Raw genomic sequence first — 12830 nt, 5'->3', positions numbered from 1 at the left:
GATGAGTGTACAGGAATTAAAGGAACGTTATGTATATGCGGTTTCCAGACTGCTTCCTCATAAAATGCGGGGAGATATCAGCAGAGAACTGGATACGTTAATTGAAGATATGCTGGAAGAGCGGTGCCAGGACCGTCCTGCGGAGGAAAAGGATCTTCGCATTATTCTGGCAGAGCTGGGAAGCCCGTCCGAAATGGCGAACCATTACAGCCCCGATAAGGATAAGTGCCTGATCGGTCCGCCTTACTTCGGCGCTTATAAAGCAATGATGCGGATCGTGTTCTGGGCAGTGGCCGGCGGTATGCTGATTGCCGGGGGAATCACCATGGTGATGGATAACTGGCAGGTAACGAAGGCAGGGTATGAATATTTCCTGGATATAGCGGGATGGCTGGGCAGCACTTTTATGGGGCTGATGCTGGCATTTGCCTTTGTCACGCTGCTGTTTGCTTTTTTCCAGAGGAAGGGGATCAATATGGAGGATATCAGCGGGAACTGGGATGCGCTGCCGCCCGTACCGGTAAAGCAGGAGCGCATCAGCAAGGGAGAAGCCATTGCCGGTATCTGCCTGTCCGTGGCGTTCCTGATTATTTTTCTGGTAGTGCCGCAGATCATCTGTGTGATTTATAAGGACGGAGGTCAGCACATATACGTACCGATTCTGAATACGCAGGCGGTGAGGAGCAAATGGTTCCTGCTGGTCGGCATGGTTATCTTCGGCGTGGGCAGGGATCTTTACGGGTATTTTGAAGGCAGATACACCAAACGGCTGGCAGTGGTTACGGGAGCTGCGGATCTTCTGAGCTTTCTCTGCCTGTTCCTGTTCCTGAAGACGCCGGGGCTTGTAAATCCTCAGGTGCTGCCGGCTGTTAACAGTGTTTTTAAAGCGGATGAGAGATGGATTGGTGAATTCATTTCCGGGTTCCCTGATGTATTCATTTGGGTGATGATCGTTATTTTGCTGCTGGATTTTGGCACTACGCTTTATAAGGCTTTGAAATATGACAAATAAGCGGATATGTGACAGGCCGATGAATTTAAATTCATCGGCCTGTTTGCCTATTCCGTGAATAAGGAGAGGAAGGTTTCCTCTGAAACAGTGGGGATTTCCAGGGGAGAGGAATGTCCGTCCTGAACGGATTTCATGCCGCTTTTCTTAAGCCGGGCCGTCAGGCTTTCCAGCAGCCATTGGGCGGGGAGCGAATCCGTAAGAGCCGTCAAATCGGCGGTACATGTGATTATGTGGCAGTTGTTGCAGTAAACCTCATAAACCAGTCCGAGACGGTGATTGCGTTCGAAATTATCAATGGTCTGCACAATGGGAACAATATCTGTCCGGTCAAGGATGGTTGAGCGTGAATTCATTACAATATCCCACCATTGGGGCGTGGAATAACGGGTACATGGGAAATCTGTCAAAGCGGGATGGTCTTCCCGTATGAAGAGTCCCAGGGTGCCCACAGGAACGGGTTTGCCCATGCTTTCCGATATTTTGCGGAACATGGGATAGCGCCAGAAATCGGTGCAGTATGTCCCTTCTATGGAATGTGCATTTGCTTGAAAGGATGGAATCTGCTTACACAGTCGCAGGTTAAATATTCATGGTTGACATTCCAAGGACCCATGCTATAATAGCGTTAACAGACTCAGACAAAAGCGTTGATGAGGAGGAGTACATGTTCTTCCGGATGAACAGAGAGGAGATGGCTGGTGAAAATCTCCGTGAAGGGAACATGGAAGTAGCCTTTGAGCTTTGGATTGAACGGAGGACGGCGGCGGGTGTCTGCCCGGCGGATTCGGATTCCAAGTAGACTCCAACGGAGATTTCCACCGTTATCAGGGAAAGCGATATCGGAAGACCGGGAGGTTTTCCCGTATTGTAATAAGTGCAGAAGTCTCTTCTGAATTTAGGTGGTACCACGGACATATTGTTCGCCCTAAGCATTTTTGCTTAGGGCGTTTTTTTTGTTTCTGGCGGCGCCCGTTTCCTGCGGACAGCGGCCAATTGGGAATGGTGGCAGATAACCATCGGTTTTCCTGTCCCTATTGACGGCTGCCGCAGGGAACAAATACGTCCGGGGTTTCACATCCGCTCACTGCACAGGGCGGGCGCTTCGATCTGGTTTGTAATCAAATAAACGGCGGGAAAACTGCTGCAAAAAAACGGCGGAGCCGTAAATATCAGGAGGTATCCGGAATGGATAAAAAGTATGATTTCAGAAAAACAGAACGGGAAATGCAGGCGTTATGGGAAAAGGAAGGGATTTACCGATACAGGAACGGCCGGGAGAAAAAGGTATTTTCCATTGACACACCGCCGCCTACGGTAAGCGGGAGCCTTCATATCGGGCACGTTTTTTCTTATACCCAGGCGGAGATGATAGCGCGTTTTAAGCGGATGCAGGGCTACGATGTTTTCTATCCCTTCGGCTTTGATGACAATGGCCTTCCCACCGAACGGCTTGTGGAAAGGGACGGCGGTTTCCATGCCGCGGATATGCCCCGAAGCCAGTTCCGTGAAAAATGCATGGAAACCATCGAAAGCTATGAGGCGGATTTTCGGAAAATGTGGCAGAGCCTGGGCTTTTCTGTAGACTGGTCACTGCAGTATCGGACAGTATCCGGGTTGACCGCAAAAATATCCCAGAGAGCCTTTCTTGATCTGGTACGGCAGAAAAAGGCCTACATGAAGGAATCGCCTGTGCTTTGGTGCACGCAGTGCCGTACCTCCATTGCCCAGGCGGAGCTGGAAATGAAGGAGCAGGAAACTACCTTTAATTACCTGGAATTCCAGGCGGGAGAGGAAGAGCTCCTCGTTGCGACCACACGGCCGGAGCTGCTTTATGGCTGTGTCTGTGTTTTCGTAAATCCCGAAGACGAGAGATATCGGAGGCTGGCCGGGAAAATGGCAAAGGTGCCTCTTTACGGCTTTGAGGTTCCCATTCTGACAGAAGAAGAGGCCAGTATGGAAAAAGGCACGGGAGCCGTTATGTGCGCTACCTACGGAGATACCGCGGATGTGGGCTGGTGTGAAAAGCACGGCCTTGCCTACAGAGAGGTAATTCGCCCGGACGGCAGGATTGCGGAGCATGTTCCTGTAATCGGGGGCATGAAGGTAAAACAGGCAAGGGCGGCCATTATCGAAGCGCTTGAGCAGGCCGGGGCGCTGGCCCGGAGGGAAGAGCTGACCCACCTGGTAGCGGTTCATGAAAGGTGCGGTACGGATGTGGAAATCATACCCTCCAATCAGTGGTACATTGATGTGCTTTCACAGAAGCAGCGGTTCCTGGATGCGGCGGAAGAAATCAACTGGCACCCTGCCTATATGAAAAGCAGATACAGAAGCTGGGTGGAAAACCTGAAATGGGACTGGTGTATTTCAAGACAGCGGTATTTCGGCGTTCCTTTTCCGGTATGGTACTGTAAGAACTGTAAAAAACCGGTATTTGCCGAAGCGGATCAGCTGCCGGTGAACCCCATGGAAGAACTGCCGGGGAAAAAATGCAGCTGCGGCTGTGAGGAATTTCTGCCGGAAACGGCGGTTTTCGATACCTGGGCCACTTCCTCCGTCACACCTTTAATCAATGCAAGATTCGGGGAGAGCGATGACCGCAGCCGGGAAATCCTGCCTATGGGCATGCGGCATCAGGCTCATGAAATCATCCGTACCTGGGCCTTTTACACAATTGTACGCAGTCTTTACCATACGGGAAGCATTCCCTGGAGGGATATCATGATCAGCGGCTTCGTCCTGGCAAAGCCCGGAGAAAAAATCAGCAAATCCAAAAACAACGCCGCGTCCTCTCCCATGCAGCTGATAGAGACGCATTCCGCGGATTGCATACGCTATTGGACGGCCGGCGCCAGGCTGGGAACGGATACTTTTTTCAGCGAAGAGGAACTGAAGGTTTCCAAACGCTTTCTGAATAAGCTTTATAATGCGGCAAAATTTGCCGGAATGCATCTGGAGGATTACCGGCCGGACTATGGGGAGACGGTACGGCTTCTGCCTCCGGATCTGTGGATTTTGGAACGGGTAAAGGAAGCCTCGGGGGAGGCGGCCGCCTTCCTGGAGGAATATGAGACAGGGCTTGCCAGGAAGAAGGTTGACGAGCTGTTCTGGGAGGACTTTTGTGATTATTATATTGAGATTGTCAAGGAACGGCTTTACCAGCCGGAGAAACACGGTGAAGCGGAACGCCGGGGCGCCCAGCATGCCCTCTATCACAGCCTTCTGGGTATTTTGAAGCTGTATGCGGTTTATATTCCCCATATGACGGAATATATTTACCAGTCCTGTTTCCGCGGGTTTGAAGGCGCGGTATCAATTCATCAGCTGCTGTGGCAGCGGGAGAAGGCGGATGAACTGCTCCTGGAATTCGGCGGCCATCTGAAGGAAACTATCGGCCGTGTCAGAAAGGAAAAGACGGAAAAGCAGATGTCCATGAAGGAAGCCATCCCGGAGCTGGTAATTACCTGCCCGGGGAAATTAAGAAAGCTTTTCAAACAGTCCGAGACGGATATCCGGGCCTGCACCAATGCCGCTGCCATTATTTTCAGAAGCTGAGAGCAGGGATAATCCGTGTGGCCGGAGGCTGCAGTTTGGTCCCGGCCGAACGGCTGCCTCCGAATTGCTCCGGGAATGGGCCTGAGATTATTTTTTAAGTTGCGGGCGCGGCGGAAAACTGTATATAATAGTAGCAGTTCAGTTACAAGTATGCAAAGTCCGGCCGCAGACGCCGGCCGGAAAGGAAGGGATCAGGATGAAAATACAGCTTCCCGGGGATGTCACATATATCATACACTGCTTACAGGCGGCGGGACATGAGGCCTACGCGGTGGGCGGCTGCGTCCGCGATTCGCTGCTTTCACGCACGCCGGATGACTGGGATATCACAACCTCAGCCAGGCCGGAGGAAACGAAGGCGCTGTTTGGCCGGACCGTGGATACCGGCATCCAGCATGGGACGGTGACGGTAATGCTCCATAAAAAAGGCTATGAGATCACTACCTACCGTGTGGACGGGGAATATGAGGATGGAAGGCATCCGAATGAGGTTACCTTTACCTCCAATTTAATTGAAGATATGAAACGGCGGGATTTTACCATTAATGCCATGGCCTATAATGAAGAGGAAGGCCTGGTGGACGCCTTTGGCGGCAGGGAGGATCTGGAAAAAGGAATCATACGGTGCGTGGGCGATGCCGATGAACGTTTTACGGAGGATGCCCTGCGCATCATGCGGGCCGTCCGTTTTTCTGCACAGCTGGGTTTTGCCATAGAGGAAAAAACAAGGGCCGCCATCTGCGGACATGCTGAAAACCTTCGGAAGGTAAGCGCGGAACGGATTCAGGTGGAGCTGACGAAGCTGCTTGCAAGCCCGCATCCCGAATTTTTAAAATACGCCTGGGAGACGGGAATTACCGCCATTATACTGCCGGAATTCAACAGAATGATGGAAACGTCCCAGCAAAATCCCCATCACAGCTGGAATGTGGGGGAGCACACGCTGCGCGCCATGCGGGCGGTGCGGGCCGACAAGGTCCTGAGGCTTACCATGCTGCTGCATGACTGCGGTAAGCCGGAATGCGCTTTTACAGATGAAGACGGTGTGGATCATTTTCACGGCCACGCAGCGGCTGGAAGCCGTATGGCCAGAGGGATCCTGAAAAGGCTGCGGTATGACAATGATACGATTGACAAAGTGACAGAGTTGGTATACTGGCACGACTGCGAGATCCTTCCGGAAATCAGGGCGGTGCGCCGGGCGGCCTCTAAGGTGGGGACCGCGCTTTTCCCGCTGCTTTTAGAAGTAAAGCGAGCTGATTTGGCGGCGCAGAGCGATTATCAGAGGGCTGAAAAGGTGAAATGGCTTGACAGGCTTGACAGCCTTTATGAACAGATTCAAAAGGAGGGAGACTGCCTCACGCTTAAGGACCTGGCGGTGACGGGCCGGGATCTGATGGCGGCGGGCATGAAGCCGGGGCCGCAGCTGGGGCGGACCCTTACGGCCCTCCTGGAGTTTGTCCTGGAGGACCCGGGGAAAAATACAAAAGAATATTTGCTTGCAAACCTTCCGAAAGAAACATAACTTGAGCTTCCTTCTCATATGATAGGTAATACCTAGCGGCAGAAAATTGCTGTTGCCCGGGGGCTGTGAACCCGGCCTGCGGGCGGCGTTTGGCCGGCAGCATCTGCTCGGCGGAAAATGCCGGGTATGAGAGGGAGGAAATATCAGTGAATGACAGAGCGGTAAGCGTTTTTGAAAATTATGAAATAGAAATTCTCCGTACACTGAAGGGAAGGGGCGCGCTTCTGTGTGAAACACAGGAGGGCTGGTTTATCCTGAAGGAATATACAGGCCCCCTGGCGCGTCTGGAGATTCAGGAAAAGCTTCTGGCGGCGGTGAAGGATAACGGCTTTTCACAGCTGGAGCAGCTGATCCGGAATAAGGAAGGCGGGTTAATCTCCTACGATCAGGATCGGGTGCCTTATATTTTGAAAACCTATTATGAAGGCCGGGAATGCAATCTGAAGGATGTGCGGGAATGCCAGAGCGCCGCGCGGACGCTGGGAAGGTTACATAATGCCATGCACCTGCCCGAGCTGGTGCAGGAATATGACGTGCCCGCCCTGTGTATGGAAAATGAATACGTGAAGCATAACCGGGAGCTGAAAAAGGTCCGCCGTTATCTGCGGGAAAAAGGCCAGAAGACGGAGTTCGAGATTTACCTTCTCCATCATTATGACTTCTTTTATGAGAAAGCGCTTTCCGCGGTGGAGGAGCTTCAGGGATATGCGGATGCCTTTGATGAAGCAGCGATAAAAAAGAATGGTAATTTCTGCCATGGTGATTTTCAGCATCACAATATCCTGTATACGCCTGATGGCTTTACCGTCATCAATTTCGAAAAATACCTGCTTGATAATCCTATCCGGGATCTCTACCTCTTCCTCAGGAAGCTTCTGGAAAAAAATGCATGGTCGGTCAGCCTTGGCCTGAACATCCTGACAGCGTATGAAACGCAGCGCACACTCTCCGAAGCGGACCGCATCCAGCTGTATTACCGGTTTGCCTATCCTGAGAAATTCTGGAAGATAGTCAACTTTTATTATAACAACGGAAAGGCCTGGATACCGGGGAGAAACCGGGAAAAACTGGAGAATCTGCTGCGGCAGGAAACTGAAAAAAAAGCTTTTCTTGACAATGCATTAAAATAAATGAAAAAACGACAAAAAATGGCGCACACGTAAAAACGGAAGTGCGTCTTTTTTTGAGAGCTTCTTTATTAAAAAAGGGTTAATTTTGCCCTGAAAACGCAGGTTTTTCGGGGGAAATACTTGACAAAGGGGGGATAAACGTATATATATAATATAGTGTCTGAGAGAGTACACTCTTTTGCATACAATCTATAAATTTACAGTGATTACAGGAGGAGTTCATAATGAACAAAACAGAATTAGTAGCAGCTATGGCTGACGCAGCTGAAATTTCCAAGAAGGATGCAGAGAAGGCCCTGAAAGCTTTCACTGATGTAGTAGCAGATGAACTGAAGAAAGGCGGAAAGGTACAGCTGGTTGGCTTCGGTACCTTCGAAGTTTCCGAAAGAGCAGCAAGAGAAGGAAGAAATCCTCAGAGCGGCGAAGTTATGAAGATTGCTGCTTCCAAGGCTCCCAAGTTCAAAGCTGGTAAGGCTTTAAAGGATATGCTGAACGCATAATCGGAAGAGTTTCGTAATAATGGACAAGTTCGGTGGCTGCCAATGACATGTATTGGCAGCCATTTTTCAATAGGGGGGAGGGAACGGAAGGAGAATCCGGAACCAGGGCGGCAGGCTGGGGGCAGGGGGGAGACGGGACAGGTGTTTTTCGGGTGCCAGCCGGACCGGGCATTGCGATGAGCCTTGGGCGAAAAATTGTGTCAGGTTCCTTCCACAATTTTTAAGTCTCATCTCCATGGTCCGGGAAGGCACCCGAAAAACACCTGTCCCGTCTCCCCCCTGCCCCCAGCCTGCCGCCCTGATTCCGGATTCTCCTTCCGTTCCTGCGTAGGTTGTGTAATGCGGGGATGAAGGACGGTGGCGGGGAATTTGGTTGAAGAATGTGAGGGGGAGGGGCAAAACCCATAAGCGCAGGAGATGGGGCGGGATGGGGGATTGTGAGGGAAGGAAGGGTTAGTGCGGTGTTATTTGTTGAGGAAAAGAGGATGAATGAGTATGAGGTTGGATAAGTATTTGAAGGTGTCGCGGTTGATTAAGAGGCGGACGGTGGCGAATGAGGCTTGTGATGCGGGGCGGGTTTTGATTAATGATAAGCCGGCCAAGGCTTCTTCTAATGTGAAGGAGGGGGACGTGATTACGATTCAGTTCGGGAATAAGGATGTGAAGGTGGAAGTGCTGGATGTGCAGGAGACTGTACGGAAGGAAGAGGCGAAGGAGCTGTTTAAGTATCTGTAGGGAAATTGGTGTTGGGATAAATTGAGAACGGGCTTTACTTTTTAGGGGCCCGGGGTTATGATGGGGTCAGGAAAGGCAGGTGAGTCGTTATTATGAGGAATCGGATATTTTTGAATTACGGAAAACGAAGGCATACGGCTCATTTTGCAGGACAATTCTGATGGCATTCATCCTGTTGTTTTTTCGGGCGGTAAATTACGGCGCTTCTGTTTTTCGGGAGTGCCGTTTTTTTATTGTGGAAATTGGTTTGGGCAGGGGCCTGGAGTGAACTCTTAAGGCGGCTGTCCGGAAAGGATTGAGTGAATGCTGAAGCTTGAGAATATGTTTGAAAATTTTAATCTTGTGAGGGAGGCGTTGGCTTTTTGGGCGCATGATGAGGAGAATCTGGAGGAAATGTTGGGGTACTTTCGGATTTCCTCCAACGCGGTTTATCCGTTTACGGCAGGCGGAAAGATGTATTTCCTGCGGCTGGCGCCGGTGGATGAAAAGGTGGAAGGAGATATCCTGGGAGAACTGGAGTTTATCCGGTATCTGCGTGGGCAGGGGTATCCTGCTTTGAAGGCGGTCGCGTCGGTGTCGGGTGAGGAGCTGCTGCGGCTGGAAACGGTTTATGGATGTTTTTATGCATCGGTTTTTGAAGGGGTAGATGGTGTGCAGATGGTGGATTCCGGGTATCCCCGGGAGGCGGTGTACGCGTATGGAAGGGCGCTGGGGCAACTGCATGCATTGTCTGCGGCGTATGTACCCACGGTGCGGAAGCGGTCGTATGCGGATATCCTGGAATGGATACGGGAAGTCCTGGAGGAGTACGGAGGGTCCAAAGGGGCGCGGCAGGAGCTTGAAAAGGTGAGGAAGGCGCTGGATGGCCTTCCGAAGACGGCGGAGAACTATGGGCTTGTGCATTATGATTTTGAACCGGATAATGTGTTCTGGGATGCGTCGGAAAGGGTTTGCCGGGTTATTGATTTTGATGACGGGATTTATTGCTGGTATGCGCTGGATCTTGCACAGGTATGGGACAGTCTGGAGGATGAGCTGGAAGGAGAAAAGGAGCGGCTGCCGGAGATAAAGAAAACCTTTCTGGAGGGATATGCCGAAGAGTATGCCTATACGCAGGAGACGGAGTCGATGCTTGCGTTGATGCGCCGGTTTGTGAATCTTCGCAGCTATGCGCGGCTTATCCGCTGTGTCAGCTCGCGGACGGCGGAGGAACCGGATTGGCTGGTGGAGCTGAGGGAGAAGCTGAATGGAAAAATCCGGGCGCTGGAGGATGGTTTCAGGTAAGCCGGAGTCATAAATGCGGACCTTCTGACATATATTCTATAAGAAATATGGTTACTGTCTGGCAGGGCAATGCATTGGGCTACGCAGGCCGGTGTTTTGCGCCGGCTGTTTGAAAGTGATTCAGGAATGCCGGAATCCATCGGCTGAAGCGGTTGGGGATGGATTCTGGCAGTACTGTAAAGAAGCCGGACAGTTACATACGTTAGGAGGCCTCAGCTATGGAAGATTTGAATACAACCAGAGTAAGACAGCATAAGATGGTTCTGACGGACAGAGGAATCTGCAATATCACGGGCGTGTGTGATGTGCTGTCCTTTGACGTTGCGGAGGTGCTCCTGGAAACGGAACAGGGGATGCTCATGATAAAAGGAAGCGATCTGCATGTAAGCCGCCTGATGTTAGATAAGGGCGAGGTCGATGTGGACGGTAAAATAGACAGCTTAACCTATTCGGAGAACACCGGCTATGGCGGAAAGGGCGAATCCCTTTTCTCCAGGCTTTTCAAGTAGGTGCGCCGTGAGCCCGGTGATTGCGGGAGAGGGAGTGTTTATGCTGCATTCCTTCCTCCTGGGCGTGATTATTACTTTTATTTATGATTTGTTCCGGATTTTCAGGAGAATCATTCCCCACGGATGGTTCCTGCTTTCGCTGGAGGACCTGGTTTTCTGGGTGCTGGCAACGGCAGGTATTTTTTATATGCTTTATTATGAAAATAACGGCATGTTCCGCTGGTTTTCCGTTATAGGCGCGGGCACCGGTATGTTTCTTTATAAGAAAACATTGAGCGCAGCACTGGTAAATCTGGTGTCAGGGGCCGTTAATAAGCTGATTGCGCTGATTGGGAAAATTTTGTGGAAGCTGAGCGCTCCCATCCGGTTCCTTTGGCGCAAGATGAAGGTCCTTGCAGGCCGGTGTGCGCGCCGTGCGGCGCGGGAGGCAAGAATCCGGCGCAGACAGATAAAATACAGGTTGACTGCATGGGAGAAAGTGATTAAAATGAGGTTATGTAAACGACGGGAGAAAAGGCAGAGCAAACGGCAGAATAAAGAACAGGCAGCAAAGAAACTGAGTGGGAAAAAATTGAGGCGCGGGGAAGCAGAAAGCTGACTTTTCAAAAGAGGTGTTAGATTATGGTAAAAAGAAAAGTGGTTTTCCGCAAGAAGAGGCAGAACCGACTGGGTATGTTCCTGGTTTTGATGGTGGTACTGATGCTTCTTGTGGTTGTTTCCTTAAAGAGCGTGGAGTTAAGGCAGAAGCAGGAGACCTACGCGGCACGGGAAAGGGTCCTTCAGGAACAGATCGATGCGGAAAAGGCCCGTACGGAAGAGATAGAGGAATACAGGAAGTACACCCAGACCAAGAAATATGTGGAAGAGGTGGCAAAGGATAAGCTGGGGCTGGTAAATGAGGGAGAGATCATTTATAAACCGGATGAATAAGAAAATAAAGGTTCTGCGGCACGGTTAAGGGTGCTGCAGGACTTTTTTTATTCCTGCGGGCAAAGGTATGGGGGCCGGGAAAGGGTTTTTATGCGTGGTTTTGCCGGAGCGAAAACGACCGGCCGCGACCGCCTTACGGAAAAGCCGACAGCAAAGAGCGCCGAAAAGCGCATCTCCTGGAGGAAAAAGGAAATATAGCCTGATAAAAACCGGGGACAGGCCCCCATGCTTTGACAAATCCCGCGGAAGGATCCCGCTATAATGAGAGCGAGTCACAGACAGGAAAACAGAGTAAAGAAAGGCGGGATGGCAGATGAAGAGCAGGGACACGGCAGGTGCGGCGCAGTCCGGTTATCTTTTGGAATATGGCAGGCGGAAAATCAGGGTATGTGCGGATACCTTTCAGAACCTGGCCCAGATTTTTGGGGAAGACGAAGAAGAGGCGCAGGGAGAGGATGGCGCAGACGCAAGGCAGGCGAGAGCGGTATACATGATGAGGAAAAGGCTTGCGGAGGGAAGGCAGCTGTTTGCGGGAAATCTGAAGGAAATGGCGGATATGATGAATCATGTGGCCGATGAGTCCGTGCGCTTCATCAGCCTGGGGAACCGGAGGCAGAAGCAAATCATGAAGGGGCTTCTTGGCGAGGGGCTGATTGCCAGGGATATTTATCTTGTCCAGAAGGGCGACGGGCGCATGGAACTGTCCATCCTGCTTTCTACAAAGGGAAGGGCTTCCAGGACCGTGGAGGAGGCTGCGGATTATCTTTCTGTGCTTCTGGATATGAGGCTGATGTCTGCCAGGCGGAATCCTTTTTTTATCGGACAGGACCCGGTCTGCTTTTTCTTCGAGGAGGAGCCCTTTTATTGCTATATGACCGGGACGGCCCGGGCGGCCAAGGAGACAGAGGAGGTTTCGGGAGATAATTTTGCTTTTTTTGAAGCGGATGACGGAAATTTTACGATTGTGCTTTCCGACGGCATGGGTTCAGGGGAAGAGGCCTGCAGGGACAGCGAGGCCGTGGCGGATATGACGGAAACCATGCTGGAAGCGGGGCTGCCGCTGGAAATGGCGGTGCAGCTTGTGAACAGCGCGGTGGCCAGCGAAGGGAAGGAAGGGAATATGCCCACGCTGGATCTGTGCAGTGTGGATCTGTATGAGGGAAGCTGCCGGTTTATGAAAACAGGGGCGGCGGCAAGCTTTATCAAGCGGGGGAGCATTGTGGAAAAGATAGACGGCGGGACGCTGCCTCTGGGCGCTTTCGGACATGCACAGCCCCAGCCCGCGGAGTGTCAGCTGATGGACGGGGATTACATAATCATGCTTTCCGATGGAATGACGGAGGGCTGGCCCGGAGAGGATGGGGAGGAGAGGCTGGAAACGCTGCTTGGCTGCATCGGCTCCGTTTCACCGGCGGAAATCGCCAATACGATGATGAAATATGCTATCGAACAGTGTCAGGGCAGAATCAGGGACGATATGACCGTGCTTGCGGCAGGCATCTGGGAGAGGAATCGGGAGTGACAGAGTGAACAGCAGTACCACACAGACTTCGGGGGACAAGACCTGGCGGCAGCATTGATTTTTTTGAAAATATTGGATATAGTAAAAGGATAGCCGGTATCTTTTGAAGGATACCGGCAGATACGAAA

13 protein-coding genes and 1 other annotated feature are annotated in these 12830 nt (G+C 51.5%); of the genes, 12 read left to right on the top strand and 1 reads right to left on the bottom strand.

All coding sequences use genetic code 11. The features are described 5' to 3' along the window. Position 1 precedes the first annotated feature (1 nt). Positions 2 to 1012, top strand: coding sequence for a hypothetical protein (locus FYJ45_RS06910; protein ID WP_117543437.1), 1011 nt, complete (start codon positions 2 to 4; stop codon positions 1010 to 1012). Positions 1013 to 1059: 47 nt separating this feature from the next. On the opposite strand, the gene FYJ45_RS29495 is transcribed toward FYJ45_RS06910, so the two are convergent. Further along, positions 1060 to 1503 (bottom strand): hypothetical protein, encoded by a 444-nt coding sequence (locus tag FYJ45_RS29495; RefSeq protein WP_195841703.1) that lies wholly within the window; start codon positions 1501 to 1503, stop codon positions 1060 to 1062. 147 nt (positions 1504 to 1650) lie between these two features. Continuing rightward, positions 1651 to 1943 (top strand) — a binding site (T-box leader). Between the two features lie 254 nt (positions 1944 to 2197). On the opposite strand from FYJ45_RS29495, the gene FYJ45_RS06900 reads away from it, so the two are divergent. From FYJ45_RS06900 to FYJ45_RS06850, 11 genes are all read left to right on the top strand, one after another. Then, the gene (locus tag FYJ45_RS06900; RefSeq protein ID WP_154464013.1) at positions 2198 to 4567 is read left to right on the top strand and encodes a valine--tRNA ligase; all 2370 of its coding nucleotides are present in this window, start codon (positions 2198 to 2200) and stop codon (positions 4565 to 4567) included. 196 nt (positions 4568 to 4763) lie between these two features. Next, on the top strand, positions 4764 to 6092 hold the full coding sequence (locus tag FYJ45_RS06895; protein ID WP_154464012.1) for a CCA tRNA nucleotidyltransferase: 1329 nt from the start codon (positions 4764 to 4766) through the stop codon (positions 6090 to 6092). A gap of 146 nt (positions 6093 to 6238) precedes the next feature. Continuing rightward, on the top strand, positions 6239 to 7222 hold the full coding sequence (locus FYJ45_RS06890; protein WP_025488182.1) for a phosphotransferase: 984 nt from the start codon (positions 6239 to 6241) through the stop codon (positions 7220 to 7222). A gap of 224 nt (positions 7223 to 7446) precedes the next feature. Further along, the gene (locus FYJ45_RS06885; protein ID WP_009255984.1) at positions 7447 to 7722 is read left to right on the top strand and encodes an HU family DNA-binding protein; all 276 of its coding nucleotides are present in this window, start codon (positions 7447 to 7449) and stop codon (positions 7720 to 7722) included. Positions 7723 to 8217: 495 nt separating this feature from the next. Next, positions 8218 to 8457: an RNA-binding S4 domain-containing protein gene (locus tag FYJ45_RS06880; protein WP_025488183.1), complete on the top strand. Its 240-nt coding sequence runs from the start codon at positions 8218 to 8220 to the stop codon at positions 8455 to 8457. A 79-nt stretch (positions 8458 to 8536) separates the two neighbouring features. After that, the gene (locus FYJ45_RS06875) at positions 8537 to 8725 is read left to right on the top strand and encodes a hypothetical protein (protein WP_154464011.1); all 189 of its coding nucleotides are present in this window, start codon (positions 8537 to 8539) and stop codon (positions 8723 to 8725) included. 35 nt (positions 8726 to 8760) lie between these two features. Next, positions 8761 to 9741, top strand: coding sequence for a phosphotransferase enzyme family protein (locus tag FYJ45_RS06870; protein WP_154464010.1), 981 nt, complete (start codon positions 8761 to 8763; stop codon positions 9739 to 9741). Between the two features lie 218 nt (positions 9742 to 9959). Then, a complete protein-coding gene (yabP, locus tag FYJ45_RS06865; RefSeq protein ID WP_021638429.1) occupies positions 9960 to 10250 on the top strand; it encodes a sporulation protein YabP in 291 nt (96 codons plus the stop codon). Positions 10251 to 10257: 7 nt separating this feature from the next. Further along, the gene (gene yabQ / locus FYJ45_RS06860) at positions 10258 to 10848 is read left to right on the top strand and encodes a spore cortex biosynthesis protein YabQ (protein WP_207708399.1); all 591 of its coding nucleotides are present in this window, start codon (positions 10258 to 10260) and stop codon (positions 10846 to 10848) included. 23 nt (positions 10849 to 10871) lie between these two features. Next, positions 10872 to 11180 (top strand): septum formation initiator family protein, encoded by a 309-nt coding sequence (locus tag FYJ45_RS06855; RefSeq protein ID WP_154464009.1) that lies wholly within the window; start codon positions 10872 to 10874, stop codon positions 11178 to 11180. A 313-nt stretch (positions 11181 to 11493) separates the two neighbouring features. Then, on the top strand, positions 11494 to 12702 hold the full coding sequence (locus FYJ45_RS06850) for a SpoIIE family protein phosphatase (RefSeq protein WP_154464008.1): 1209 nt from the start codon (positions 11494 to 11496) through the stop codon (positions 12700 to 12702). Positions 12703 to 12830 lie beyond the last annotated feature (128 nt).

Source organism: Eisenbergiella porci (assembly GCF_009696275.1).
GTDB lineage: Bacteria > Bacillota > Clostridia > Lachnospirales > Lachnospiraceae > Eisenbergiella > Eisenbergiella porci.
This window is presented reverse-complemented; position numbering and strand designations above follow the sequence as displayed.